Origin of the sequence: Corynebacterium jamesii (genome assembly GCF_046097395.1) — a bacterium.
Lineage (GTDB): Bacteria > Actinomycetota > Actinomycetes > Mycobacteriales > Mycobacteriaceae > Corynebacterium.
The window spans coordinates 1,375,248-1,401,418 of record NZ_CP175789.1; the positions used below are offsets into that span (position 1 = coordinate 1,375,248).

The 26,171-nt window shown below is 60.9% G+C and carries 17 protein-coding genes and 1 other RNA gene; 9 read left to right on the top strand and 9 right to left on the bottom strand.

What is annotated here, in order from left to right; translation table 11 throughout:
* Positions 1 to 134 precede the first annotated feature (134 nt).
* From ACKFRT_RS06215 to ACKFRT_RS06225, 3 genes are all read left to right on the top strand, one after another.
* Positions 135 to 1,580 (top strand): alanine/glycine:cation symporter family protein, encoded by a 1,446-nt coding sequence (locus tag ACKFRT_RS06215; protein ID WP_408924708.1) that lies wholly within the window; start codon positions 135 to 137, stop codon positions 1,578 to 1,580.
* An 84-nt stretch (positions 1,581 to 1,664) separates the two neighbouring features.
* Complete coding sequence (locus ACKFRT_RS06220) at positions 1,665 to 3,338, top strand: AMP-binding protein (protein ID WP_408924709.1); 1,674 nt, start codon at positions 1,665 to 1,667, stop codon at positions 3,336 to 3,338.
* Between the two features lie 104 nt (positions 3,339 to 3,442).
* The gene (locus tag ACKFRT_RS06225) at positions 3,443 to 4,996 is read left to right on the top strand and encodes a metallophosphoesterase (protein WP_408924710.1); all 1,554 of its coding nucleotides are present in this window, start codon (positions 3,443 to 3,445) and stop codon (positions 4,994 to 4,996) included.
* Positions 4,997 to 5,039: 43 nt separating this feature from the next.
* Here the strand turns inward: ACKFRT_RS06225 and ACKFRT_RS06230 are convergent, their stop codons facing one another.
* Together ACKFRT_RS06230 and ACKFRT_RS06235 are read right to left on the bottom strand one after the other, a co-directional pair.
* Positions 5,040 to 6,395, bottom strand: a complete 1,356-nt coding sequence (locus tag ACKFRT_RS06230) for a Na+/H+ antiporter family protein (RefSeq protein WP_408924711.1) — start codon at positions 6,393 to 6,395, stop codon at positions 5,040 to 5,042.
* A 64-nt stretch (positions 6,396 to 6,459) separates the two neighbouring features.
* Positions 6,460 to 9,186, bottom strand: a complete 2,727-nt coding sequence (locus ACKFRT_RS06235; RefSeq protein WP_408924712.1) for a DEAD/DEAH box helicase family protein — start codon at positions 9,184 to 9,186, stop codon at positions 6,460 to 6,462.
* A 553-nt stretch (positions 9,187 to 9,739) separates the two neighbouring features.
* Between ACKFRT_RS06235 and ACKFRT_RS06240 the strand changes: the two genes are divergently transcribed.
* Positions 9,740 to 10,198: a hypothetical protein gene (locus tag ACKFRT_RS06240; RefSeq protein ID WP_408924713.1), complete on the top strand. Its 459-nt coding sequence runs from the start codon at positions 9,740 to 9,742 to the stop codon at positions 10,196 to 10,198.
* Positions 10,199 to 10,246: 48 nt separating this feature from the next.
* Here ACKFRT_RS06240 and ssrA read toward each other — a convergent pair.
* The 5 genes from ssrA to ftsE form a co-directional block, all read right to left on the bottom strand.
* Positions 10,247 to 10,629, bottom strand: a transfer-messenger RNA (tmRNA) gene (ssrA, locus tag ACKFRT_RS06245).
* A 76-nt stretch (positions 10,630 to 10,705) separates the two neighbouring features.
* Entirely contained in the window at positions 10,706 to 11,707 is a 1,002-nt protein-coding gene (locus tag ACKFRT_RS06250) for a hypothetical protein (protein WP_408924714.1), read from the bottom strand.
* A gap of 84 nt (positions 11,708 to 11,791) precedes the next feature.
* Complete coding sequence (gene smpB / locus ACKFRT_RS06255; protein WP_408924715.1) at positions 11,792 to 12,325, bottom strand: SsrA-binding protein SmpB; 534 nt, start codon at positions 12,323 to 12,325, stop codon at positions 11,792 to 11,794.
* An 86-nt stretch (positions 12,326 to 12,411) separates the two neighbouring features.
* Positions 12,412 to 13,314, bottom strand: a complete 903-nt coding sequence (gene ftsX, locus ACKFRT_RS06260) for a permease-like cell division protein FtsX (protein ID WP_408924716.1) — start codon at positions 13,312 to 13,314, stop codon at positions 12,412 to 12,414.
* A 54-nt stretch (positions 13,315 to 13,368) separates the two neighbouring features.
* Positions 13,369 to 14,058 carry a cell division ATP-binding protein FtsE gene (gene ftsE, locus ACKFRT_RS06265; RefSeq protein WP_408924717.1) on the bottom strand — a complete coding sequence of 230 codons (690 nt, stop codon included), beginning with the start codon at positions 14,056 to 14,058 and terminating at the stop codon, positions 13,369 to 13,371.
* A 235-nt stretch (positions 14,059 to 14,293) separates the two neighbouring features.
* Here ftsE and ACKFRT_RS06270 point away from each other — a divergent pair, with 235 nt between their 5' ends.
* Both ACKFRT_RS06270 and ACKFRT_RS06275 read left to right on the top strand, forming a co-directional pair.
* Positions 14,294 to 15,943: an AbgT family transporter gene (locus tag ACKFRT_RS06270; protein ID WP_408924718.1), complete on the top strand. Its 1,650-nt coding sequence runs from the start codon at positions 14,294 to 14,296 to the stop codon at positions 15,941 to 15,943.
* A gap of 188 nt (positions 15,944 to 16,131) precedes the next feature.
* The gene (locus ACKFRT_RS06275; RefSeq protein ID WP_408924719.1) at positions 16,132 to 19,608 is read left to right on the top strand and encodes a bifunctional proline dehydrogenase/L-glutamate gamma-semialdehyde dehydrogenase; all 3,477 of its coding nucleotides are present in this window, start codon (positions 16,132 to 16,134) and stop codon (positions 19,606 to 19,608) included.
* Positions 19,609 to 19,675: 67 nt separating this feature from the next.
* Here ACKFRT_RS06275 and prfB read toward each other — a convergent pair whose 3' ends face one another.
* Positions 19,676 to 20,809, bottom strand: a complete 1,134-nt coding sequence (prfB, locus tag ACKFRT_RS06280) for a peptide chain release factor 2 (protein ID WP_408924720.1) — start codon at positions 20,807 to 20,809, stop codon at positions 19,676 to 19,678.
* A 30-nt stretch (positions 20,810 to 20,839) separates the two neighbouring features.
* On the opposite strand from prfB, the gene ACKFRT_RS06285 reads away from it, so the two are divergent.
* Both ACKFRT_RS06285 and hisN read left to right on the top strand, forming a co-directional pair.
* Positions 20,840 to 21,739, top strand: a complete 900-nt coding sequence (locus ACKFRT_RS06285; RefSeq protein WP_408926071.1) for an inositol monophosphatase family protein — start codon at positions 20,840 to 20,842, stop codon at positions 21,737 to 21,739.
* Positions 21,740 to 21,823: 84 nt separating this feature from the next.
* On the top strand, positions 21,824 to 22,666 hold the full coding sequence (gene hisN / locus ACKFRT_RS06290; protein ID WP_408924721.1) for a histidinol-phosphatase: 843 nt from the start codon (positions 21,824 to 21,826) through the stop codon (positions 22,664 to 22,666).
* 127 nt (positions 22,667 to 22,793) lie between these two features.
* On the opposite strand, the gene ACKFRT_RS06295 is transcribed toward hisN, so the two are convergent.
* Positions 22,794 to 24,317, bottom strand: coding sequence for an NAD-dependent succinate-semialdehyde dehydrogenase (locus ACKFRT_RS06295; protein ID WP_408924722.1), 1,524 nt, complete (start codon positions 24,315 to 24,317; stop codon positions 22,794 to 22,796).
* A 115-nt stretch (positions 24,318 to 24,432) separates the two neighbouring features.
* Here ACKFRT_RS06295 and pgi point away from each other — a divergent pair, with 115 nt between their 5' ends.
* A complete protein-coding gene (pgi, locus tag ACKFRT_RS06300; RefSeq protein WP_408924723.1) occupies positions 24,433 to 26,136 on the top strand; it encodes a glucose-6-phosphate isomerase in 1,704 nt (567 codons plus the stop codon).
* The last annotated feature ends 35 nt before the right edge of the window (positions 26,137 to 26,171 follow it).

Here is a 26,171-nt window from a genome sequence, read left to right on the forward strand (position 1 = left end):
TTTCAGCGCTCTTGCACCCGAAAGACGCCCCCTTAATAACTCTTTAACAACGGGTAACCGCAAAGCGGAACCTATCGAGGAATTTTTGGAAACCGTTTCATCTCTCCCCGCTACCGGCGTACTGTCTGTAGTTCATGCAAGACGTTTCATTCGCGGAGAACCTCCAGAACGTTCTGGATTCGATCGACAAGTTTGTGTGGAGCCAGTGGCTGCTCATCCCACTGCTGCTTCTCACCGGACTTTGGCTCACGTTCCGCCTGCGTGGTGTGCAATTCCGCAAACTGTGGGTAGCGCTGCGGCACGGCCTGATCGACCGCGATGACGAGGGCGGCGAGGGCGACATCACCCAGTACCAGGCGCTCACCACTGCCCTGGCTGCGACCGTGGGAGTGGGCAACATTGTGGGTGTGGCCACTGCAATTTCTGTCGGTGGTCCCGGCGCACTGTTCTGGATGTGGGTTACTGGCCTGGTGGGCATGGCTTCGAAGTATTCGGAGGCATTCCTGGGTGTGCGTTTCCGCGTTGCCGATTCAAAGGGCAACGTATCCGGCGGCCCGCAGCGCTACCTGTCGCTAGGTATTCCCGGCGGACTCGGAAAATTCCTCGCGTGGTTCTTCACCATCGCGGCAATCATCGCCTCCTTTGGCATCGGCAACCTAACACAGGGCAATGCAGTTGCCGCTGGTTTGGAAGATACCTTTAATGTCAGCCCCACGGTCACCGGCGCGGTGATGTTCGTGCTCGTGGGTGCGGTGCTGTTGGGCGGCATTGGCTCGATCGGTAAGGTCACCTCGGCGTTCGTGCCACTCATGATCCTTATTTATATCGGCGGTGGACTTGTGGTGCTGACGCTGCACGCCAATGACATCCCGGCGTCTTTCGGACTTATTTTTAGTGACGCCTTTACGGGAACCTCTGCAACCGGTGGATTCCTAGGCTCGGGGATCATGCTGGCTATGCAAATGGGTGTGGCTCGTGGCATTTTCTCCAATGAGTCGGGCATGGGGTCGGCTGCAATTGCCGCTGCAGCGGCAAAGACCACCCACCCCGTGCGTCAAGGCCTGGTGTCTATGACTCAGACCTTTATCGACACGATCATTGTGGTGACGATGACCGGCCTGGTGATCATCACCACCGGTGTGTGGGATACCGGTGAGGACAATGCGGCCAACATGACAGCTCAGGCGTTCAGCAAGGGCATCGGCTCGGAGTGGGGCGGCACTATCGTCTCCCTCTCCATCGTCTTCTTCGCTTTCTCCACCATCCTGGGGTGGTCCTACTATGGCGAGCGCAACGCAGAGCGGGCCTTTGGCCCCTGGGCTTCCCTGCCCTATCGCATGCTGTTTACCTGTGTGGTCTTTGTTGGCGCGACCACAGAGATCGGATTGGCATGGACTTTCGCAGATATTGCCAATGGCCTGATGGCACTACCGAACCTGGTGGGTCTGCTGATCCTCTCCGGCCTTATCGCCCGAGAAACCAAGGCGTACTTGGCCTTCGACCCCACCCTGCGGGCACGCCCGGCAGATGTCGAGAAGTTCCTCATCGATACCAAGAACCCCTGGCGCAGCGCGCTTTAATGAGGGCACCTGCAGGCAGTTCTAAGTCCCTCTGTTTTTATGATTTCGCCTCGCACGGGAGTGATCTAAATTACAGTCTCGGGCATGACTTTCGCATCGCAACACGGCCTTAACGCACCACTTACTCCCCTGCGCTTCTTGCAGCGTTCCGCCCAGGTTCACCCGGACAAGGTAGCCGCGATCGACGGGCCACGCCGAATCACCTTTGCGGAGTTCAACCAAGATACGCAAGCCTTTGCTCACGCACTGATCGCCGACCACGTGGCCGAAGGCGATCGTGTAGGCATTCTCGCCGCCAATAGCTACGAGGCTCTGCTGGCACAGTTCGCCGTGCCGCTGGCCTGTGCAGTGACCGTACCGATCAATACCCGTCTGGCTCCGGCGGAAGTCAACTACATTCTCGATCACGCCTCCATCGACGTACTCATTGGAGAAAAGGATTTTATCGACCCCATCCTCGCTTCCGGAGAAAGGAAACTCCGCCGCGCGGTGTACATCGCCAATAAGGAAGGCGTGGAGCCCCAGGTTGATAGCCCAGCTACTGACCCCGAAGGGGCGTCACTAGTAACGACCTTTAGTGAGTACCTGGCCGAGCATCGCGATGAAGAGCCTCTGCCCTACCGCGTGCGTGACGAGAACGAAACCATCGCAATCAACTACACCTCCGGCACAACCGGCAAGCCGAAGGGCGTGATCTACACCCACCGCGGCGCATACCTGAACGCGCTAGGGCAGGCTCATACCCAGCATTTCAGCCACGACACGGTGTATCTGTGGACCCTGCCGATGTTCCACTGCTCCGGCTGGTGCACGGGTTGGGCAGCTATGGCCGTCAGTGCAACCCAAGTGGCGCTGCGCGCGGTTCGTGGCCCTGAGATGTGGGAACTCATCCGCACCGAGGGCGTGACCGCTATGTGTGGCGCGCCGGCTGTACTAAACACCCTGGTAGACGACGAAAACAAGCGCCGGGTAACAAACCTGCGCGTGACCACAGCAGGCGCACCTCCGAGCCCGACGACCATCACCCGCTGCGAGAACATCGGCGTGGAAGTCACGCACGTCTACGGTCTGACCGAAAGTTACGGCCCGTTTACCGTCTGCGAGGCACAACCCGAGTGGGAGGACATGACGGTTCGCCGTCGCGCGGTGCTGAAGGCGCGCCAGGGTGTGGCGTCCATTACCAACGAGGATGTGCGCGTGATCGAGCCGACGGAAGGCCAGGACGAGGCACTTATCGACGTACCCGCCGACGGTGCGACGTTGGGTGAGATTGTGCTGACCGGTAACGGCATCATGGCCGGGTACTTCAACGACGAAGAGGCCACTGCACATGCCTTCCGTGGCGGTTGGTTCCACACCGGCGACCTGGGCGTGATGCACCCCAATGGCTATATCCAGCTGATGGACCGCGCGAAGGACGTGGTGGTTTCCGGCGGCGAGAACATCTCCACCATCGAGGTTGAGCAGGCCGTTATTAGCTATCCGGATGTCTCCGACTGTGCTGTGATCGGCGTGCCGGATGAAAAGTGGGGCGAGCGCCCACGCGCGTATGTGGTGCTGCGCCCGGAGGCTCATGGTGCGGATCAGTCCGCGGTGGAAGAGGCCGTGATCGCCCACTGCCGTGCCCACATCGCGGGCTATAAGGTGCCACGTGACGTACGGATTCTGGACGAGCTTCCCCGCACCTCCACTGGCAAGGTGCGCAAGAATGAGCTGCGTGAGGAGGCCTGGGCGGGCCACGAGCAAAAAATCAACTAGCTACTTTCGGTCCCTCGCAGTTAACCCAGTATTCGCTAGGCCTTTCCCTTCCCGCTGCCTAAAAGCCGGTTGTTTGTCACGCACGACTTTTACCCTGTGCGCTTATGGGCAATAAAGGTTCTTTTTCTCGACGCCGATTCTTCAAAGCGCTTGGCTTCAGCGCCGGTTCCGCAGCTTTCGTGGTGGGGCCGCTTGCAAAGGCGGGCGCACAACCGGCTACGGGGGCAGGCGGTTCCACCCTGGCAGGTAGCGGGCTCACTGGTAGCTCTGCGCTGGGCTCCGCGAGCACCCCGGGGCTGGCGGGCTCGGCCAGCTATACCCCGAGCAATATCGGTAGCTCTGAGACCGGTTGGGTGATGGGGCGCAGGGGAAGCAGTCCGAACGGGACGTTCCTGGCCGGCGATCTGCAGGTGGTAACTGTTACGGAGGATTCCGTCACTATTAGCTGGCTGACGTGGGATGCGAAGGTCAGCATCGCCGAGCGTCCAGTGGGCATGCCCACTGAGGGCACACTGCGCGTATGGCCGGAGGATAATCCGCAAGATACGAAGATCGTCCGCTCCGAAAAGAATGCCTTCTTCCACATCCTGACGGTCGAGGGGTTGCAGCCGGAGACTACCTACCGTTTCAGTGCTTCCTCCCACGGTGTCGAGGCAAATGCCACCCACAATTACTTCCAGGAGCACAAACGGGAGTTCACTACCCTGCCGCGCCTCTCCGGTGAGCTTTTGCAGACTGTAGTGGTGGCCAACGATGTGCATATGGGCGAAGCTCAGGACGGCCTGTGGTTCGATGGTTTCCCTCCACCGGCCGTGCCAAACCCACAGTCGGCTCCCTACCCAGAGGTATGCCTGGATGCGGTTATCGATACCGCAGAGAGTTGTGGCGCCACCCACCTTTTCGTCAATGGTGACGTGACCAGTGAGGCTCGCCCAGCAGAGGTTCGCCGTGCTAAGGAGATGTTGGATAGGTTCTCCGGAACGTGGCGCGTGACCCGTGGCAACCATGACCGCCCACACAAGGCCGACGGTTCCTCTGGTTACGAAACCGCTAGTCCCTACGGCAAGGAGCACTTCGACCCCTTTGGTGATGTCTTCGAGCCCCGCCAGCAGGCCTGGATGATGGATCTAGAGCCCGCGGGAGTGCGCGTGATCGGCATCGATTCCACAGAGCTGGATAAATCCGGCGGCCGGATCGAGCCCCAGCAGTTCCGCCAGATCGAGGGGTTCCTGCGCCGCGACCCCAACAAGCCAACCGTGCTGATGCTGCACCACCCCATGACGCGCGAGGCTGGCTGGTCGAATGCGGCCGGACCTGCGTTCATCCTCCGCGACCCGGATCTTATGCGCCTGCAAAAGATGATTAAGGCTGCCCCGGGCGTAAAACTCGTGCTGTCCGGACACACCCACCGCGCCCACCGCGACAAGCCGGACGTGGATACCCAGGCAGTGTTCCTAGAGACCCCAGCGGCGAAGAACTGGCCCACCGGCGCCACCCAGCTGCGGTTCTTCTCCGACGGCATCGCCGTGAACTTCCGCCACAACATGGGCGAGGAAGCGTTGGACTGGGCCAGCCGCACCCGCTGGACGAACTTCGGCCTGGCCCCGGAAATTCTGCTGGGGCCGACGGACGCGCGCAACCTGGTGATCCGCTACTAGCGCTACCGCCCCCTCCCCTGCGCGGCACCAAGGGCGCTGCTGGCTAGAGGATCATGGCCGCAGTCCAACCGGCGATCAGCAGCGGAATATTAAAGTGCAGGAATGTCGGAATTACGGAATCCCGGATGTGGTCGTGCTGCCCATCCGCGTTCAGTCCCGACGTGGGGCCTAGGGTCGAGTCGGAGGCTGGGGAGCCGGCGTCGCCAAGCGCACCCGCAGTACCCACAATCGCAACGGTCGCGACGGGCGAGAAGCCCATCGACGCGCACAGGGGAACGTAGATCGTGGCGACGATCGGCAGGGTGGAAAAACTAGAGCCGATACCCATGGTGACGACCAGGCCGACCAGCAGCATCACCAACGCGGCAGCGGCCTTGTTGCCTGCGAACAAGTCGGCGGAGGTGTTAACCAGGCTTTCGACCTCGCCGGTGGCCTGCATTACTGCGGCGAAGCCTTGAGCGGTGATCATGATGAAGCCGATCAGTGCCATCATGCGCATACCGGCCGTGAAAACGTCATCGGCTTTTTTCCAATCGACAGCACCCGTGCCCATGAAAATCGTCAGGCCAACAAGGGCACCGATCAGCAGCGAGTCGGCCTCCATGTCCATCGTCTGCATCACAACCTGTACGGCGAAGGTAGCGATGATTGCAACGATGGAGACAATGATTTTGTAGCGGGAGACCCCCTCCCCCGGCTCGGCCTCGGCATCCGCAATCGGGAGTTCCGCGTACTGGCGTGGCTTGCGGTAGGAGATGAAGATGGCTACCAGCAGACCGCAGAACATGCCGAGTGCGGGAATGCCCATCGCCTGCATAACGTTGATGCCCTCGGTATCCATGCCAGCGTTGGCGATGTTGCCCATCAGGATGTCGTTCAAAAAGATCGAGCCGAAGCCCAGCGGGATCCACATATAGGTGGTGATCAGACCGAACGTAAGAATGCAGGTGACCATGCGGCGGTCCAGCTGCAGCTTGTTAAAGACGCTTAGCAGTGGCGGGATAATCAACGGAATAAACGCAATGTGCACCGGGATGAGGTTCTGACTCATCACCGCCATCGCAAGGATGCCGGCCAGCATGAGCCATTTCGTTACGGCGACGGCGCGGCTCTTTGTTTCTTCGTTAGTGACGCCCAGTTTCTCCAGCAGGGAGTCCGCCAGAAGCTTGGGCAATCCTGCGCTGGCAACGGCCATTGCAAATGCACCGAGGAGGGCATAGCTAAGCGCAATTTTCGCGCCCCCGGAAAGGCCGTCTTGGAAGGCCACCATTGTGGCATCGAGGCCCATGCCGCTCAGCAGGCCACCGATGATGGCACCGATGAATAGCGCCAGAACCACATGCACCCTAAGCAAGGCGAGGATCAGCATGACTACGACGGCGACAAGGACTGCGTTCATGCATCAAAGAATAATATGCACATTCAGATGATTAGTAATCCCTACGTTAGTGCGGGTGCCCTGGTCAGTTTTGCATCAGTGCGGTTGCCGGAAGCTGCCGGTCGTAGCGCCGTGTTTGATTCGTCAGACGAGACGCAATATTTGCACCACTGAGCTTGCGCGCTCGCAAAAGGAACGCCCGCCCTTCTGAGTTGCGGGTATACACCGCACGCATCGGCAAGTTCACGTGGTCTAGCTGTGCGATGAATTCATCAACGTTCTCCCGGCGCGTGCCAATCACATCCGGTACCGACTGGGCGCAGAAAATGCCACGAATACGCACCTGGTGTGCGGGTGCAATCAGATAGCGCGCGTTGCGGATCTCCCCAGACAGCTGAGACATGGCGTCTGCAAAAAGCTTCCTTTCGGCGAATGTTCCACCGGACAGGCGCACATTCGCCCCGATGGCACCTTCGTCGACAATGGCCATAAGATTGCGGGTTTCGATCATCCCAAGGGCGCTCAGCGTGCGCACCAGCGCCGTGGCCTCGGCTTTCAGGCGCTTGACTGTATCAGTCAGTTGTTGAACCTTCCGGGTGCGCATCAGTGCCGCCGCACCGCCGAGCAGCGCGAGCACCCCGAAAGCCAGCCACTGGCCCCCGACCGGGAGGTGCGGCAGAACGCGCCCCACCGCCAGCCCGAACATGACCGCGAGGAAGAAGATGTAGCCCAAGATAACGTCCAGGTAAGGCACCACCCCGGCCGAGGCAGGCTTTTCGACATCGATGCGGAACTGCATCTCGTAGGGCTGGCCATCCGGCACATTCCCCATGTCTAGGGCTTCTAGCCACTGGGTGCGCATTAGGTCCCGCCGGAAGGCCCGGGCCAGCATCTGTTCGTTGGCGGCATCGGTGCTGCGATAGGCGCGCAGGGGTGGCTCGGCGAAGCAGCGATCGAACCCGTTCTCGATCACCGGCGCATCGGCGCGCGGCGCGACGAAAGCCTCGAAGCGCTTCTGCAGCGAACGCACGTCGTGCGAGCCCAGTACTTCGAGCGACTCCCCCGCCCCGATGTTTAGCGCCTGCGCCCCGCTCTGTATCGCCTGGTCGAGCCATGCCCCGCGCCCGGTACCTTGGCCCGGTTCACACGTTGCGATGTGCCAGATATTCGCGGTCTTATCCGGGACGGCGGGATCCACCCGGATCACCCGGCCGCGCATCTGGTTGGTCAGCATAAACGCCCGCACGGAGCTGGCAATGATGAGCGCGTTGGCGCACGGTGAATCCCACCCCTCCCCCAACAAGGCGGCGGTGCCCACCAGGATCGTGAACAGTCCCTCCTGGAAGGCGCGGGTAATGGCGGGTACGGATACCCGCGTGCCGCCGGAAAAGCGCACTTCCACATACTCGTCATTGAGGTCCTTGACGGTGGTGACTTCCCCGTCGAGGTCCGCCGCGAAGCGCTTCACCTGATCCAGCGCCGAGCGCGGGATGACGATCACCGAGCCACTGATGGCGGCGATTTTTGCGGTGCCGCCTACCCGCCGTCGCAGTGCTTCGAAGATGGGGATGACGCCCACGTGAACCAGGGCGTCGTCACTGCCCACGCTGGACAGGTAATCCCGCTGGACGTAATCCGCGAGGATCACCAGGCGCAGATTTTCGGACATCGCGGAGACTTCTTCTTCGGCAATGTCACTGACGGCGCGGACCTTACCCGCGGAGTGGGTGAGGATCCGATTGACCTTCTTCTCCCCCGTGACGGAAATCTTCCCCTTGTTCAGCAGGTTATTCGCCCGCAGAGCGGAGGCCACCGTCGGGCTAGCGCGGAAGAAGTCGGGGTGATCGATGACGAACTGCAGTCCCAGCTCGCCGGAGAGTTCCGGGCGCTTTTCGCTGAGTATCGCCTGGATATGCGGTGCTATCGGGTGCCCAGCAACAGCAAGAAGGATTTTGAGGGCGTAGAAATTCTCTTCGTCGTCGAAGGCCACCTGCAGCTGTTCATCCTTGAGTTGGCCGAGGTCCTCTGCCAGTTGCGCCAAGATACCCTGCCGTTGCAGGTCCACTAGCACTTCGTTGCCACGCCGACGCAGCTCGGCGATTTCCTGCTCTTCTTCCTGGCTGGGTTTCGTAACGTAGACGTAGTCCTGATGCGGGCATAGGTTTCCGGCGGCCACGAGCTCGGGGGCGAAGATTTCCTCGTCGATAGGGCCGCATAGCTGTTCGTAGCGTTGCCATTCGCTGGGGGTGGAATCATACGGCGGAGTGGCCGTGAGCGCGATGGTGTTGAGCACTGCTTTTCGGCGGCCCAGCTGATCCATGAAGGCTGTCAGGGCGCGGTGCCACTGGGAGCGCAGATGGTGCGCTTCGTCGAGGCACACCGTTCCGATGTCGCGGACTGCATCCAGGATGTTAAGATCCGCGAAGTCCTCCCCTGTTTCCTCGTCAAGCGCCTGGGTGTATGCGGAGTACAGCGCCTGGTAGGTAATGACCGTGAGGAAGGCTGGGTTGTGTAGCGAGGTGGAACACCACTCCCGCGGGTTCGATGTACCGTTGTGTTGAAAGTGCGCCGCGAAACGGTCGATCCACTGGTCGCGGATGGTGATGGTGGGAGCCAGGATCAGGGCTGGTTGGCCAAGGCGGCAGATAATTTCCAGACCGAGAATCGTTTTGCCGGACCCGGGAGCGGCCACAATGTGGATGCGGTGATCCTGTTTCAGATCGTCGAAGCGTTCGAGGATGCGCTGTTGATACGGCCGGAAGGTCCCGGCAAAGCGCCAGCTGGGTTGCGGTTGTGTCTCGGGCGCTGCCATGCGGGCAAGTCTAACCGATCAGGCACACATGCCCTCCTTGTAGTCAGCGAAAACCTCCGCCCAAAATGTGTTCCTACCCCTCCTCTTCCAGACACTGCCCACTAAGACCTTCAAGCTCTAGGATAATATGCCACACTTTCACCCATTCTTATCCATCGTGAGCGTCATATCGATAGCAATGGGCAGCGGTCCGATACCCAGCCCACCGACTCCAATAACAAAGGACCAACAACGGGGATGCTCGAGTAATTGGATTTAAACCAGTTACCATCTGCAACCAAAAGGTTCAATCCATTCGGCACGAAAGTAGACTAAAGTATAAATATTATTTGTGGTGGAAAGACGCTAGTCTTAAGCACGGAGTCCCCACCCGTTCGACAAACAGAGGCGCAGCGCGACTAGAACAAAAAATATTGAATTCCAATGTAAAGGTCTAGTCAACACTTCTTTCATCGGCAATACGGTAGGCACAGTAGTCGCCAACGGGGTAACCTATCATGCCGTCATTAATACTGATACATTTCGCACCTCCTGTAGAGCCTGAGGAGGCCCCATGTTTAAAGCTGCACACCCGAGCGTGCTCGCACTCTTCTCTCACCAAAAAGAAACTCTTCAAGAAGACTTCGTCGGTGTTGCACGTAATCGAAAACAAGCAGACGCAATGGCCGAATATGTAGAATCAAAAATGTACAGCTGCTGGATTGAAGAAGTAACCATTAAAGACTGGTATAGGACCCTACTCAGAAAACTTCCTTCCGATGTAATCTTTCTGGTTTTCCGATCTGGACCTGCCCAGGAGGAAGAAAGAAGAGCAGACGATTTTGACCCAGAACTAGTGGGGGCGTTCACTTCTAAGCTAGCCGCTGAACGATGCGCGGTTGCCTTAGATCGGAGGGTCGCAACTGGTAACCCCCTGCACACTAAACTAAACCAGCACCATGTTTGGGAAGCACATTATGGCTTTCTCCCTAAATATCTGAAAGCGGATGGCATTCCAATTCCAGCTTGTTAATTGAGCACAACAAAACCCCAGCTCATTTCTGAACTAGGGTAATGCGTTCTGTGGAGCCGCCGGGAATTGAACCCGGGTCCTTTGCGACCTCGCCAGGGCTTCTCCGTGCGCAGTTCGCACATGACCTCTGCTCGACCCTCCAGCGCTCACGAACCAGCCTGGATGATGGGCCCAGTTACTCGAAAGGTGTCCCGCACGGCCCAAGCAACAAAGCCGCGCAGCAAGTCCCTTTAGTCGATGCCAGCTACCGGGTCAGGGACATCCCCGGGCTGACAGACACGCGGTCGCTGTAATTAGGCAGCGAGGGCGTAGTCGCGCTGAGTGTTCTCGGCGCTTATAAATTCGCAGCGACGCTTAAAATCGGTGGTCGTCTGCCTTCACCGGCACGCTTCCCCTGGCTCAATGCACAAAGTCGAAACCAAGTCGACCCCATGATTCCTGCTGCGGAAACGCTTGTACAACAGGAAATCTAACCTTACACCCCTGCACCGCGGCAGTTCAAGAACCCTACTTTTCAGCCTCGTTTTCCGCATCAGCGTCCTGTGCGGAGTCGAGCTCAGTCTCGTCCCACTTCGCCTTGCGCTCCTTGGACTTCTTGTTGTTCTTCACTGCCATCAGCCCGACCGCGATGCCTATCACCACAGGCACCCATACCTTGCTGTAGTCCGCCATGAATTCCACCACGCGCAGAATCGGCTCCATCCATTCGGGCATGTGCCAGTCCGGCCAGGGAATCGAGGGAAGGTTGATCTCCGGCCACGGAATGGAAGGCAAGTTGATATCCGGCCACGGAATCGACGGCAGATTAATGTCCGGCCAAGGAATAGTGATGTCCCAGTCCGGTAGGAAACTCAACAGCCACGAAATCAGTTTGGAAACCAACGGCCCCAGCACGATCACTGCCAGCGCCCAGCCGCCCTTCCCTAGGCCAGTAATCAGCGGATAGAACCAGCGTTTGAACGGTGATTCCTCCATCGCTGCCCAACGCTGCGCTGCCCGCGACCCCTCTGGCGGATCGAGGTGCACTACCCCTTCCTCGTCCTTGACCTTTACCTCGAGCATCCAAATATCTAGAAAATTCGAAGTCCACCCCAGGTACGGCGCCGCAAGCGTCACCTCCCCTCCGTATTCCCCGGGTTTTAAGGTCGAGTTGGTCTTTCCCAGGTCAAGTCTCTGGTTCGCCAGGTTCTTAAAACGTCCGATCGTCACCCCATCACGGCGCACCAGCAGTTCTAGATCCTTATCTAGGTCTTCTTCCAACTTGCTGAATTTCTGCACCAGTTTATTGCTGCTCTGGTCGCTGTCTTTGCTTGTGGACGCCGCCTCGTCCACCTCCACGACTTCATCATCCGTCGCCTTTTCCGCCGATTCTTCCGCAGATTTTTCTTTCTTGCTTTTAGGGAAGTCAGGATCGATGCGACGCAAGGCCGGTGGTTCCCCAACAATTACTTCGAGCAGCCCGAACTCCGGGTGTTGAAGAGACCAGCGTTCTACGTCGTCATTTTTCACAGCGCTGAAACTAACAAACGCTCAACACCGATTCAAGAAGAACGGTTAGAGCTCCCTTTACTTCCCCACGCCCACGTGGACTGCCTAACCCTTAATCCCCTTGATTCGCCGGCCCAGATCGCGCGTAATTTCTCGCTCTTCCGTACGGCGCTTGATGTCCTGGCGCTTGTCGTATTCCTGCTTACCGCGTGCCAGCGCCAACTCAACCTTCAACTTGCCGGCAACGAAGTACAGCTGCAACGGCACCAAAGTGTTGTTTCCGTCGCGAACCTTGCCCATAAGCGAATCAATTTCCCGGCGGTGCAGCAGCAGCTTGCGGGTACGGCGGGGACTGTGATTCGTCCAGTGCCCCATGGAGTACTCCGGGATGTGAAGTCCGCGCAGCCAGACTTCACCTTCATCAATGGTGGCGTAGGCGTCCACAAGAGAAGCCTTGCCCTCCCGCAAAGACTTAACTTCCGTGCCCACCAGCACCACACCGCACTCGTAGGTATCGATGATGTGGTAATCGTGGCGCGCCTTGCGGTTGGTGGCAACGACAAACTGGCCCTTCTGGGGCTTACCCTTTTTCCCCTTCGATTTCCCCGAATCGGTGGGAGTGCTCTTTTTTGCTGCCATGACAGCCACACACTACCACCGGGCGCTCCTTCGAGCGAAAATGCTTAAGATCGCTAGTGCAGCGCTAATACAGTGCTAGTACAACGCTAGTTCTTCACATACCAGCGCAAGGTGACCTGCGCGGTGATCGCCGCGACAACCACGCCGACCAAAATCACGAACGGCGCAGCCAACCACAAGTCGCTGTTGGTCACACGTGCCACCAGCTGTTGGTCGTACACGGCCTTCAAGGCTCGGTCGACCACCAGAATCTTGGCGGCAAACATGCCACCGACGGCCAGTACCGCACCGATCAGCGCGGCCATCATGGCCTCCAGCACGAACGGCGCCTGGGTGTACCAGCGCGAGGCACCAACCATGCGCATAATGCTGATCTCGCTGCGGCGCGAGTACGCGGTGATCTGCACCATGTTCATAATCAAGAAGATCGCGGCGATGGCCTGGACTGCGGCGACGATGAACGAGGCGTTGCGAATGGAATCAAGGTTTCGCATCGCGGCCTCCAGATTGTCCCCCTGGTCCACGATATTCGTCACCGCCGGGTTGTCGCGCAGCGCGTCGATGGGCGCGGAGTTCTCCGGATCGGCCAGGCGCACGTGAAAGGCAGCCGGCAACGCATCCTTTTCCGTCTGCTCCACCAACTGCGGGTCGGACTCGCCAAACAGCTCCACGAAACGCTCGTAGGACTGCTCCTTGTTACGGAAGGTCACGGACTTCACCGCCTCGTCCCCCTCCAGCTGCTGCTTAATGTCGGAGCATTCCGGGGAGGTACACGTTGGGTCGGAGCTCGAAATCTCATCGTCGAGCTGCACCATCACCTCGATGCGGTCGAAGTAGATGTCTTTCGTCCGCTCCGTCATCGCACTCAGCAGAAAGCCGGTGGCCAGCAGCGCCAGCGCGATGGAGGTGGTGATGATCATCGCGATCGTCATCGTCATGTTGCGGCGCAGGCCCGAAAACGCCTCGCGGAACACAAAGTTGGTCTTCATTAATGTTTCCCTACTGTTCCCTACTGATCCGTACTGTTGCCTTGCAGTTCCGCCCTAGCGGCCCACGCCGTACATTCCGAGTTCGTCATCGCGCACAAGCTTGCCCTTCGACAGCTCGATCACGCGCTTGCGCATGGAGTCCACTGCCACGTCGTCGTGGGTGGACATCACCACGGTCGTACCGTTCTGGTTGATGCGGTTGAGCAACATCATGATCTCCGACGAGGTATCGGGGTCCAGGTTGCCTGTCGGCTCGTCGGCCAGCAAAACCAAAGGTTTATTTACGGACGCCCGCGCGATAGCCACGCGCTGCTGTTCACCACCCGACAGTTCGTGCGGGAAGCGGTTTTCCTTTCCATCGAGGCCGACGGTTTTTAGCGCGACGGGCACCAAGTGCTGGATCTCCGAACGTTTTTTGCCGATAACCTCGAGTGCGAAGGCAACATTGTCGAAGACTGTCTTCTTCGGCAACAGTCGGAAGTCCTGGAAGACGTAACCAATACGCTGGCGAAGCTTCGGCACATCGCGCCCCTTGATCTTATTCACGTGGTAGCCAGCGACGTGCAGGTCGCCGGAATCCAGTTTCTCCTCGCGCAGGATCAATTGCAGAAACGTGGACTTACCGGAACCGGATGGGCCGATGAGGAACACGAACTCGCCCTTTTCAATGTCCAGGGTGACGTTATCCAGGGCGGGGCGCCCGGACGACATATAGCTCTTGGTTACGTTTTCGAAGGTGATCACGAGCACACAGTGTAGCGAAACAAATGAGGTAAAGATAGTCCAGAGTGGCTAGTGTTGCTTTTGTGACGTGACGCCGACCACGTTAATCGGGACTTTTTTCTGTCAGAGCACGCCCCGGGATGTAAAGTCGCAACCCAACCCGGTTGAAAAGTGGGCGTCCATAAATAAAAAGGGCGCTTACCCCCTACCCTCCTCAACGATTCGCCCCACAGATTCCAGAGGATAGAAAGAGCCCATGAGCGATACCAACACCGCAAAGAAGGCCAACGAGCCTGACCAGGCCGCACAGGACAACAAAGCCAACCAGCCCGGAGGCTTCCTCGGGTTTATCGAGAAGGTCGGCAACAAACTCCCCGACCCATTCTGGCTATTCGTCATCCTCGGCGTGCTGGTACTCATCTCCAGCTTCATCTTCAACAAGTTGGGGCTTAGCGCCACGAACCCGGAAAACGGCGAGCCGGTGGAAATCGTCAACCTGCTGAGCTCCGAGGGGCTCAAGGAGATCCTTTCCGGCGTGGTGGACAACTACGTCACCTTCCCACCGCTGGGCCTAATTATTACGGTCATGCTGGGCGTGGCCGTGGCCGAGCATTCTGGCCTCATCAGCGCGGTGGTGCGCGCAACCGTCTCTAGGGTCGGGCCGAAACTTCTGACCTTTGTAGTGGCCCTGGCGGGTGTGACGGGCTCCGTAGCCTCGGACGCGGTGTACGTGATCCTCATTCCGCTCGGCGCAGTGTCCTTCCGCGCAGTGGGGCGCTCCCCGATCGTTGGCGCGATGGTCGCCTTTGCCGCATCCTCGGCCGGGTTTAACTCCTCGCTGATCCTGAACATCACCGACGTGCTGTTGGGTGGCATCTCTACCTCGGCGGCCCACATTGTCGACGGTGAATACTTCGTCTCACCGCTAGCCAACTACTTCTTCGTCGCAGTGAGCGCGATTGTGCTGGCGCTGATTATCACGGCCCTGACGGAGCTGTACATGAACAAGCGTACCCAGGAGCTGGTGGACCACGACGAGATCAACTACTCGGAGGTCACCTTCAATACTGGCCGCGACGGCGACGACGCGCTCGCTGGAGACGTACCGCAGGAGAAGATCACGGCCGCATTGAAGCTCGAGCACGACGAAGCACGCGCACTGGGGACTACCGCTATCGTCGCCGTAGTCATGACGGCCATCTACTTTGCACTGCTGTTCGTTCCGGGATCGCCGCTTCAAGGCGAAAACGGCGAAGTGATGTCCAGCCCTCTGATCACCGCAGTAGCCGTACCCATCGGCGCTGCCTTCCTGATCCTCGGCCTGGTTTACGGCCTGGGCATTAAGTCCATCACGAAGGCCAGCGATGTACCGGACTTCATGGCACGCGGCATGAAGACCCTCCTGCCGATGATGGTGCTGTTCTTCGCCGTCTCCCAGTTCCTGGCTTGGTTCAAGGCATCCAACCTGGGTGCATGGACCGCCATTAAGGGCGCGGAACTGCTGCAGAAGGCAGACCTACCGCCGCTGGTGCTCTTTGCTGCGTTCGTGGTGCTGGTGGCCCTGGTGAACCTCTTTATCACGTCCGGTTCCGCCCAGTGGGCGCTGATGGCCCCGATCGTGGTGCCGATGTTTATGTACGTCGGGTTCTCCCCCGAGGTCACCCAGATGCTGTTCCGTATCGGCGACTCTCCCTCGAACATCATCACCCCGATGAGCCCGTACTTCGCCCTGGCCCTGACCTTCCTGCAGCGTTACTACAAGAAGGCGGGCATCGGCACGCTGATGTCGCTGGCGCTACCGTACTCCATCGCCATGATCGTCGGCTGGTTCCTGTTCTTCGCACTCTGGTGGATGATCGGCCTGCCACTGGGCCCTGGCACCCCAATGGACTACCCGGCGCCGTAGCGCCCTAGCCCCAGCGTTGGTTCAGTGCAGCGTTGGTTCAGTGCAGCGTTGGTTCAGTGCAGCGCTGCGGCCAACCCCGTGGTAGCCCAGCCAGGCCCCAATCGTTAGGGTGGAAAACGTACCCTGCACACCGCTTGGCCGGGCTCCACATTGTGCCCTGGCCAACGATCTAAGAATTGAGGTCGGCGTTGAACAGCCAGGCTAATACTCCTTTACCCAATAGCTCCGATGTCGAAGCGGTGGTCACCAAGGCCATTCACCGTGCCGAACAGTGGCTCGAGGTCGAAGAGACCTCCGCCTCCACGAAGCAGCTGGCGGACATGGTGCACGATCCCGACGGCGTGGAGTTCACCTTCGCCTTTGTGGACCGCGTCGCTCGCCCCGAGGACAACCAGGTCTCGGCCAAGGAGTTCGCCAAGATCGCCAACCCCTTCAAGCGCACCGCGCCAGTGCCGGGCTTCATGAGCCTGGTCGATTCCATCCTGGTTACCGCCGGCTCCATCGCCGCCCCGCTGCTGCCGAACATCGTTATGCCCATCGCGCGCTCCTACCTGCGGGCTACCGTCGGCCACCTAGTGCTGGATGCAGAATCCAAGGCGCTGGATCAGATGCTAGACGACTACCGCGAGAAGGGCTTTCAGCTGAACCTGAATCTGCTGGGCGAGGCCGTGCTGGGGGAAGCAGAAGCACAGCGCCGTTTGGATAACACCATCGATCTGCTGAAGAACCCCCGGGTGGATTACGTCTCCGTCAAGGCATCCTCCGTAGTCAGCCAGCTCAACCACTGGGACTTGGAAGGCTCAGCCGAGCGCCTGAAGGATCGCCTGCGCCCGCTGTACCGCCAGGCTATGAAGCGCGACCCGCACCCCTTCATCAACCTGGACATGGAGGAATATAAGGACCTCCACCTCACCCTCAAGCTGTTCACTGAACTGCTAGACGAAGAGGAGTTTCGCAACCTCGAGGCCGGCATCGTACTGCAGGCCTACCTGCCCGATACCTTCGAGGCATTGCAGCAGCTGGCGGAGTTCGCCGCGCAGCGTCGCGCGAAAGGCGGGGCAAAAATCAAGGTGCGCCTAGTGAAGGGCGCGAACCTTTCCATGGAGCGCGTGGATTCCGAGATCCACGACTGGCCGCAGGCCCCCTACCTGACCAAGGCAGAGGTGGATGCCAACTACATCCGCCTGCTGGACTGGGTACTGCAACCCGAGCACGCGGATAACCTGCGCATCGGCGTGGCCTCGCACAACCTGTACCACCTGGCACTGGCCCACGAGCTGTCCGTTGCCCGCAACGTCGAGCACCAGCTGGATGTGGAGATGCTGCAGGGCATGTCCCCTGCCCAGTCCGAGGCCGTGCGTGACGTCACCGGCAACATGATTCTGTACACCCCGGTGGTGAAGAAGGAAGACTTCGACGTAGCCATCAGCTACCTGGTGCGCCGGCTGGAGGAAAACGGTGCGAAACAGAACTTCCTCTACGCGCTGTTTACCCCGGAGGACGACGAAACCGACGTCACCGGCATGACTCCGATGCAGGGCCAGGAGCTGCGCTTCCGCAACTCTGTGCGCGACCGCTGGGAGACCTTCGCCGGGGCGCGTCGCACCCAAAACCGCCTAGAGGAAGAAGCTCAGCAGCAGGGCTGCCAGTCCGAGGGGCTGCCCGGCAACTTCGTCAACGAGCCCGATACCGACCCGACGCTGGCCGCCAACCGCGAGTGGGCGCTGCAGATCGTCGATCCTGCGAACGATCCTGGCCCTGCCCGCACCGCGCAGGTTACTGATCCTGCGGTTATCGACGCCGCCGTGGCCCGCTGCCGCGAGGCCTCCCAAACCTGGTCGCAGAAGACCGGTGCGGAGCGTGCGGAGCTGCTGGACCGCGCGGCAGACGCGCTGGCTAACAACCGCTCGAAGCTGATCTCGGCGGCAGTGTTCGAGGCTGGCAAGACCGTCGCGGAGACCGACCCTGAGGTCTCTGAGGCTATCGACTTCGCCCGCTACTACGCGGAGAGCGCCCGCCAGTTGGACCATGTGCGTGGCTCCGTGTTTGCCCCGTACAAGTCCGTGGTGATCACCCCGCCGTGGAACTTCCCGATCGCCATCCCGCTGGGCGGCATTTTCGCCGCGCTGGCTGCCGGTTCCTGCGCGATCATCAAGCCGGCCCCGCAGGTGCTGCGCATCGCCGAGGTATTCATGGACGTCTTGCGCGAGGCCGGCATTGGCGAGGATCTGGCGCAGCTGATCAACGCCGACGAGGCAGAGGCGGGCAAGCGTCTTGTCAGCCATCCGGATGTGGAGTCTGTGATCCTCACCGGCGCTTCCGAGACCGCGAAGCTATTCCGTGGGTGGAAGCCGCGCATGGTCATCAACGCGGAGACCTCCGGTAAGAACGCGATCATCGTCACCCCGGCGGCCGACCCGGACCTGGCAGTGGCGGACATCTTCAAGTCTGCCTACGGCCACGCGGGGCAGAAGTGCTCCGCCGCGTCGCTGATCATCACCGTCGGCTCGATTGGCAAATCCAAGCGCTTCATCAACCAGCTGGTCGATGCCGTTCGCTCCATCAAGGTCGGTCCAGGCTCGGACATCTCCACCTTCATGAACGGCGTGATCGAGGCACCGGGCGACAAGCTTCTGCGGGGTCTGACCGAACTGGAAAAGGGAGAAAAGTGGCTGGTCAAGCCCCAGAAGCTAAACGACGAGGGCACACTGTGGTCCCCGGGGCTGCGCGATAACGTGAAGCCGGGTAGCTGGTTCCACACCCACGAGTGCTTCGGCCCGGTGGCGGGCATCATGCACGCCGAGACCTTGGACGAGGCCATCGAGTGGCAGAACTCCACCGGCTTTGGCCTGACCGGCGGCATCCACACCATCGACGTGGAAGAAACCGCCTACTGGCGGGAGCGCGTGGAGGTCGGTAATGCTTACGTAGAACGCGGCATCACCGGCGCAATCGTGCAGCGCCAGTCCTTCGGCGGCTGGAAGAACTCTTCCCTGGGCAGCGGTGCGAAGGCCGGTGGCCCGAACTACGTCGCCCAGCAGGGCGTGTGGACCGAGGGCGACCTCAGCGAACTGGCCGCCGGCACCTTGCCGACCCACATCACGCAACTGCTGCGCGAAATCCGTGGCCTGGGCTCCCCCGCCCTGACTAAGGACGATCACGTGTGGCTGCGTCGCGCCGCAGAGTCGGACGCCTACGCTATGTCTACCGAGTTCGGCGTGGAGCACGATAAGACGGCTCTGGTGGTGGAATCCAATGTGTTCCGATACAAGCCGCTGCTCGAGCCGCTGCGCGTGCGCGTGTCCGAAGGGGCTAACCCGCGCGACCTACTGCGCCTGAAGCTAGCCTCCGCCGCCACGGGCACGGAGCTGGATATCTCTGCCAACCCGGAGGTCGCCCGCGAGTGGGGCGAGTTGGGCGAGCAGATGCGTACCTCCTCCGACCGCGATTTCGCCGAGGAAGTAGAGATCGCTCAGTCTGTGCGCGTCCGCGCTCTGGGCAACAGCCCGGAGGAGTTCTACGAGGCCGCCGCACGGTCCGGTTCTGTGATTCTGGACCAGGACGTGCTGCCGGATGGCCGCCGAGAGCTGCTGCCGCTGCTGCTAGAGCAGGCAATCTCCACCACGGAGCACCGCTTCGGCTATATCCACGGGCTCACCCCGTAAGAGTTCCGTAGGGGGTCGGTGGCGGCCAAAGCCGCTACGGCCGACCCTCACCCCGTAAGGCGCAGCGCTAGGCCTGAGCCTCCTGTTGCTGCGCCATGCGCCAGCGGATGCCGGCCTCCAGGAATCCGTCGAGGTCTCCATCCAGCACCTTGCTGGGGTCGTTGACCTCGACGTTCGTACGCAGGTCCTTCACCATCTGGTACGGATGCAGCACGTAGTTGCGCATCTGGTTACCCCAGGAGTTCGAGCCGTCGCCCTTCAGCGCGTCCATTTCGGCCTGTTCTTCTTGACGCTTACGCTCCAGCAGCTTCGCCTGCAGCACCCGCATGGCGGAAGCCTTGTTCTGAATCTGCGACTTCTCATTTTGGCAGGTCACTACGATGCCAGTGGGTTCGTGGGTCAGGCGTACCGCCGAATCGGTGGTATTCACCGACTGCCCGCCAGGCCCGGAGGATCGGTAGACGTCCACGCGCACGTCGTTTTCGTCAATATCGATGTGGTCGGTTTGCTCCACCACGGGCAGAACCTCAACCTCTGCGAAGGAGGTCTGGCGGCGGCCCTGGTTGTCGAAGGGGGAAATACGCACCAGGCGGTGGGTGCCCTGCTCCACGGACAGGGTGCCGTACATGTACTCGCCGTGAATCACGATTGTTGCAGATTTAATACCCGCTTCTTCGGCGTAGGAGATGTCGTAGACCTCCACCTTGTGCCCGGCCTTCTCGGCCCAGCGGGTGTACATTCGCAGCAGCATCTCCGCCCAGTCAGCAGCATCCACGCCACCGGCGGCGCTGCGGATGTTCACCACGGCCTCGCGCTCGTCGTACTCCCCCGACAGCATGGTTGTAACCTCGAGCGATTCGATCTCCTGGCGCAGCTCTTCGCGTTCCGCATCAGCCAACTGCACGGCTTCCTTCGCCGCGTCCGGGTCGTCACCCGCTTCCTCGTCTGCCATATCGTAGAGCACCGGCAGGTCGTCGAGGCGCTGGCGCAGGCCGGTGACCTTCTTCAGCTTCGCCTGCACACGCGACAGTTCAGAGGTCACTTGCTGGGCATGGTCCGGATCGTCCCACAGCGATGGGTCGGCAGACTGATCCTCCAGCTCGCGGGCGCGGTCGCCCAGCTCGTTGAGGTCCAGCACCTTCTCGATGGTGGTCAGGGTGCCGTCCAGGTCGCTTAGGTCTGCAGAAACTTCCGGTTGCATAATGCGCAAGTCTACCCCGCGCCATGCACAATGGAATGCATGGCTACTAACGGTACTGATACTCCCAACGCTTCCGGCGCCGCCGATGCGTCCGGCTCCCCGATTCCGGAAGAGATGCTGAACGCGATCATCAAGACGTTTATTGTGGCGCATGTCGATGATTCCGACCACCACCTGGCCCAGGCGCTGGTGTACAACGCCGGTCGCCTGGCGTGGCGCATGCGCCAGACAGGCGTGCAAACAGAGCAGAAAACGTCCGTTAGCGACGTGGTTACCGCCGCCGATCGCGCGGCCGAGAAGTTCGTCGCCGATGCCCTGCGCGCCATTCGCCCTGAGGACGGTCTGCTCGGCGAGGAAGGCACGCGCGTAGAGTCGAAGTCCGGTCGCACGTGGGTGATTGACCCGGTCGATGGCACCTACAACTTCACTACCGGTTCGGATTACTGGTGCTCCGCTCTGGCTCTGGTCGAGGGCTCCCCCGACGACCCGAATGCCCTGCTCTTCGGCGCCGTTCACCGTCCAGCTATGGGTTACACGTGGTTTGGTGGCCCGGATATTCCTACTACTCGTGACGCCACCCGTATCGACCTCCCCAACACAGCTGCGGAACAGACCTGCCTGGGTGGCTACCTGCACCCCACGGATATTGCAGACACCACCCGGCTAAACAGCTGGTCTGCCGTGGCCACGCAGTTCGCCACGGTGCGCATGTTGGGGTCTGCGTCCATCGACCTGGCCTGCGTGGCCGGCGGCGAGCTCGGCTGTTGGATGCAGCACAGCGTGGCCAGCTGGGATTGGCTGCCTGGGCGCGCTTTGGTGGAGGGCGCTGGGGGCGTCACTAAGAAGGAAGAAAAAGACGGCACCACCTGGTTCATTGCAGGTGCGCCAGATGCGGTGGAGCAGGCTGCGGTGGCGTTACGCGAGGCGTAACCTTTCATCCCCCCTCCCCCACTAGCCACACTAGTCACATATTCCCCATAGCTTTACCCGCGCCACCGGGTTATCATGTGTGCCATGACGGACTCGGTTTCCACCTATGCAGATGACCTGAACCTGGCGCTGTCGCTGGCCGACGCGGCCGATGCGATCACCATGGCACGCTTCGAGTCGAACGACTTGCGTGTTGAGTCGAAGCCGGACCTCACACCGGTGAGCGACGCGGACACCGCCGTAGAGAAGGAACTGCGAGAAATCATCGCCGCGCACCACCCGGAGGATGCCCTGCTGGGCGAGGAATTCGGCGGCGACGTGAGCTTCGCTGGTCGCCAGTGGGTTATCGACCCCATCGACGGCACCAAGAACTTCGTGCGTGGCGTGCCGGTATGGGCTACTCTGATCAGCCTGCTAGTGGACGGTAAACCGGTGGTGGGGGTTGTTTCCGCACCCGCGCTGGGCCGCCGCTGGTGGGCTGCCGAGGGAGCCGGAGCATGGCGACTGTTTAACACCCCAGCGGGCACCGCGACGGCGGGCGATCTGGACGGCGGAGTACCGTCGGCGGGTGCGCGACGCCTGGGAGTGTCGAAGGTCGGGAAGGTAGCGGACTCCTCGATCGCGATCTCCTCGCTATCCGGCTGGGCCGACTGCGGCAAGCGCGAGCAGCTGATTAGCCTGACGGATTCCGCATGGCGCCTGCGTGGATACGGTGATTTCTGGTCCTACATGCTGGTCGCCGAGGGAGCGGTGGACATTGCCGCAGAGCCAGAGGTGAGCCCGTGGGACCTGGCCGCACTGGTGCCGATCATCACGGAAGCCGGCGGGCGCTTCACCTCCCTGGACGGCGAGGACGGCCCGCACGGCGGCTCCGCTGTCGCCACCAACGGCCTGCTGCACGAGGCCACCCTCCGCGCACTGGCCTAGCGCTGGCTTGGCGCTGACCTAGTAACCGGCCTGGCGCCCGCCTGGCGCTGGCCTAATAACCGGCCTGGCGCTGGCCTAGCACTCGCCTAGTACCGGCCGGGCGCTGGCCTCCCGGCTCGACGCAGAGCTACACGTCGAGCGCCAAGTAGACAGTGTCGAGGTACTCCTCGATACCCTCGAAGCCACCCTCGCGCCCCAGGCCAGACTGCTTCACGCCACCGAATGGTGCTGCGGCATCAGAAAGCGCACCACGGTTCACGCCAATCATGCCGGCCTCCATGCGCTCGGCAAAGCGCAGGGTCTTCTTCATATCCTCACCCATCACATAACCAGCCAGGCCGAAGACAGTATCGTTAGCGATCTTCAGCGCTTCCTCATCGCTAGATACCCGTTGCACGGCCGCGACGGGGCCGAAGATCTCCTGGTTAGCGATCTCAAACTGGTGCGTCACACCCGTCAACACCGTGGCGGGATACCAAAAACCATTCGGATCCAGGTCAGGGTGAGTCTCCCCCAGCTTCTCTAGTGCCGCGTTGCCGCCGAGAGCCACATGCGCGCCCTCCTCCACGGCCTTGGCCACCATGTCGCGCACTCCGTCGCGCTGCTCCTGGCTAACCATCGGCCCCATCGTCGTCGCCGACTCGGTACCCGGCCCCATGATGAACTCCCCCATCTTCTTCACCAGCCCGGCCTCGAACTTTTCAGCCAAGGATTCGTGGACGATGAAGCGGTTAGCTGCCACGCACACCTGGCCAGCGCCACGCATCTTCGCGGCTATGGCCTGCTCCACCGCCTTATCTACATTCGCGTGCTCCAACACCACGAAAGGCGCATTGCCGCCCAGCTCCAGGGAGGTGCGGATCGTTTTCTCCGCCGCAGTGGCCGCCAGGGCCTGCCCCACCTCCGTGGAACCCGTGAACGTCAGCTTACGCAGGCGGTCATCGTCCAGCAGCGCGGATACGCGGCGAGCCGAGGATGTCGGCAGCACCTGGAACACCCCGTCGGGGATGCCCGCGATGCGCCCCAGTTCCGCGAAGTAGAGCATCGTCAGCGGAGTCAGCTGCGCCGGCTTAGCAATCACGGTGCAGCCCGCTGCTAGCGCCGGAGCCAACTTGCGGGTAACCATCGCCAGCGGGAAGTTCCACGGCGTGATCGCTAACACCGGCCCCACCGGACGATGCGTGGTTACGATGCGGCCATTGCCGGCCGGAGCGACCCGGTATTCGCCAGTGATCGCCGCCGCCCGCTCGCTAAACCACCGCAGGTACTCGGCCGCATAGGTCACCTCACCAGCGGAATCCGGTAGTGCACGCCCTAGCTCCAGCGACTGCAAAGCCGCCAGCTGGTCAGCATGCTCGTGCACCAGATCAAACAGGCGACGGAGAATCTCGGAACGCTCCCGCGGAGTAGATTCGCCCCAGTCCGCCTGCACTTCCACGGCCCTATCCATGGCCTCCCGCGCATCATCCTCTGTCGCCGCAGCGACATCTACGAACGGTTTCCCCGTGGCGGCGTCTATAACAGAAACAGTTTCACCGGCAGACCCAGCGCGCCAGGTACCACCCAAGAACAACCCAGTGGGCACCTCGAAAGAAAGACCCGCGGCCTGAAGAGTAGTGCTGAATTCAGAAGGAATGTCAAGTGAAGTCATACACCCACATATACGCGCCTTTCACCGACAATCCCACGGACAACAACGCGCCTGATCCTTTTCCACTACCTTGGAAAGTGAGATTTGCAGCGACGAAAGGAGCCCGGCTGTGCCTATGCCACAACAACGCGAAACCGCACATCAGACGCGGGAATGGAAGAAGCTCACCGAATACGCCGACGCGACGCGCGGTACCCAACTGCGGAAGCTTTTTAGCGAACAGCCGGGGCGCTCTAGCGACATGACCTACAACGTAGGCCCACTACACGTAGACCTGTCGAAGAACCTCATCGATGAGCGCGGCCTGCGCCTGCTGCTGGACCTGGCTCGCGCACGCGGCCTAGAGGACTACCGCGCCGCGATGTTTGACGGCGAGCGCATCAACACCACCGAAGATCGCGCGGTGCTGCACACCGCGTTGCGCATTCCGGTGGAGCGGGAATTTAGCATCCCGAACGGTTCTGGCTCAGACGAGACGCAGGACGTGGCCGCCGACGTGCACGCCGTGCTGGGGCGCATGCGCGACTTCGCCAAGGCACTGCGTTCCGGATCCTGGCAGGGTGTGACCGGGCACACCATCAAGCACGTAGTGAACATCGGCATCGGCGGCTCCGACCTGGGCCCCGCCATGGCCGCGCAGGCGCTGCGCCCGTACATGACTGCCGGCATTACCCCGCACTTCATCTCCAACATCGACCCGGCGGACGTTGCAGGCACGTTGGATGGGCTGGATGCTGAATCCACGCTGTTCGTCATCGCCTCCAAGACCTTCACCACCTCGGAGACCCTGGCCAACGCCCACGCTGCGCGCCGCTGGCTGCTGCGCAACCTCGCCGATGAGGGCGTGGACGTCGAGGGGGATGATGCCATCCGCGACATCACCGCCAAGCACTTCGTGGCCGTTTCCACCGCCGCAGAGAAGGTACAGGAATTCGGCATCGACACGAAGAACATGTTCGAGTTCTGGGACTGGGTGGGCGGCCGCTACTCCGTGGATTCCGCCATCGGCTTGTCGCTGATGGCAGCCATTGGCCCGCAGGACTTCATGCGCTTCCTGGAGGGCTTCCACGAGGTAGACGACCACTTCCGCACCGAGCCGCTGGAAATGAACATTCCGGTACTGATGGGCATGCTGGGCGTGTGGTACACCGACTTCCTGGGTGCACAGTCGCACGCGGTGCTGCCGTACTCCGAAGACATGGCTCGCTTCCCTGCCTACCTGCAGCAACTGACGATGGAATCCAACGGCAAGTCCGTGCAACTGGACGGCACTCCGGTGGAAATCCCGTCCGGCGAGATCTACTGGGGCGAGCCGGGCACCAACGGCCAGCACGCCTTCTTCCAGCTGCTGCACCAGGGCACGCACCTGGTGCCGGCGGACTTCATCGGCTTTGTAAACCCGCACGACGATGCGGTTGCGGCGGATGGTTCCACCAGCATGCACGACATGCTGATGTCCAACTTCTTCGCCCAGACCCGCGTGCTGGCCTTCGGCAAGAACGCCGAGGAGCTGCAAGAGGAGGGCGTGGCGCCGGAGCTGATCCCGCACAAGGTGATGCCAGGCAACCGACCGACCACCACCATTCTGGCTAACAAGCTGACCCCGAAGGCGCTGGGTGCGCTGATTGCACTGTACGAGCACATTGTTTTCGTTCAGGGCGTAATTTGGGGCATCAATAGCTTTGACCAGTGGGGCGTGGAGCTTGGCAAGAAGCAGGCAAACGCACTGCTTCCTGCGGTTACTGGCGCCGAGCGTAGCGACGCCGGCGATTCCTCCACCGACGACCTCATCGCTTACTACCGCCAGCACCGGGGTTAGCGCTTGCCGGTGCGGCTCGGCCTCTGGCCTGCCCC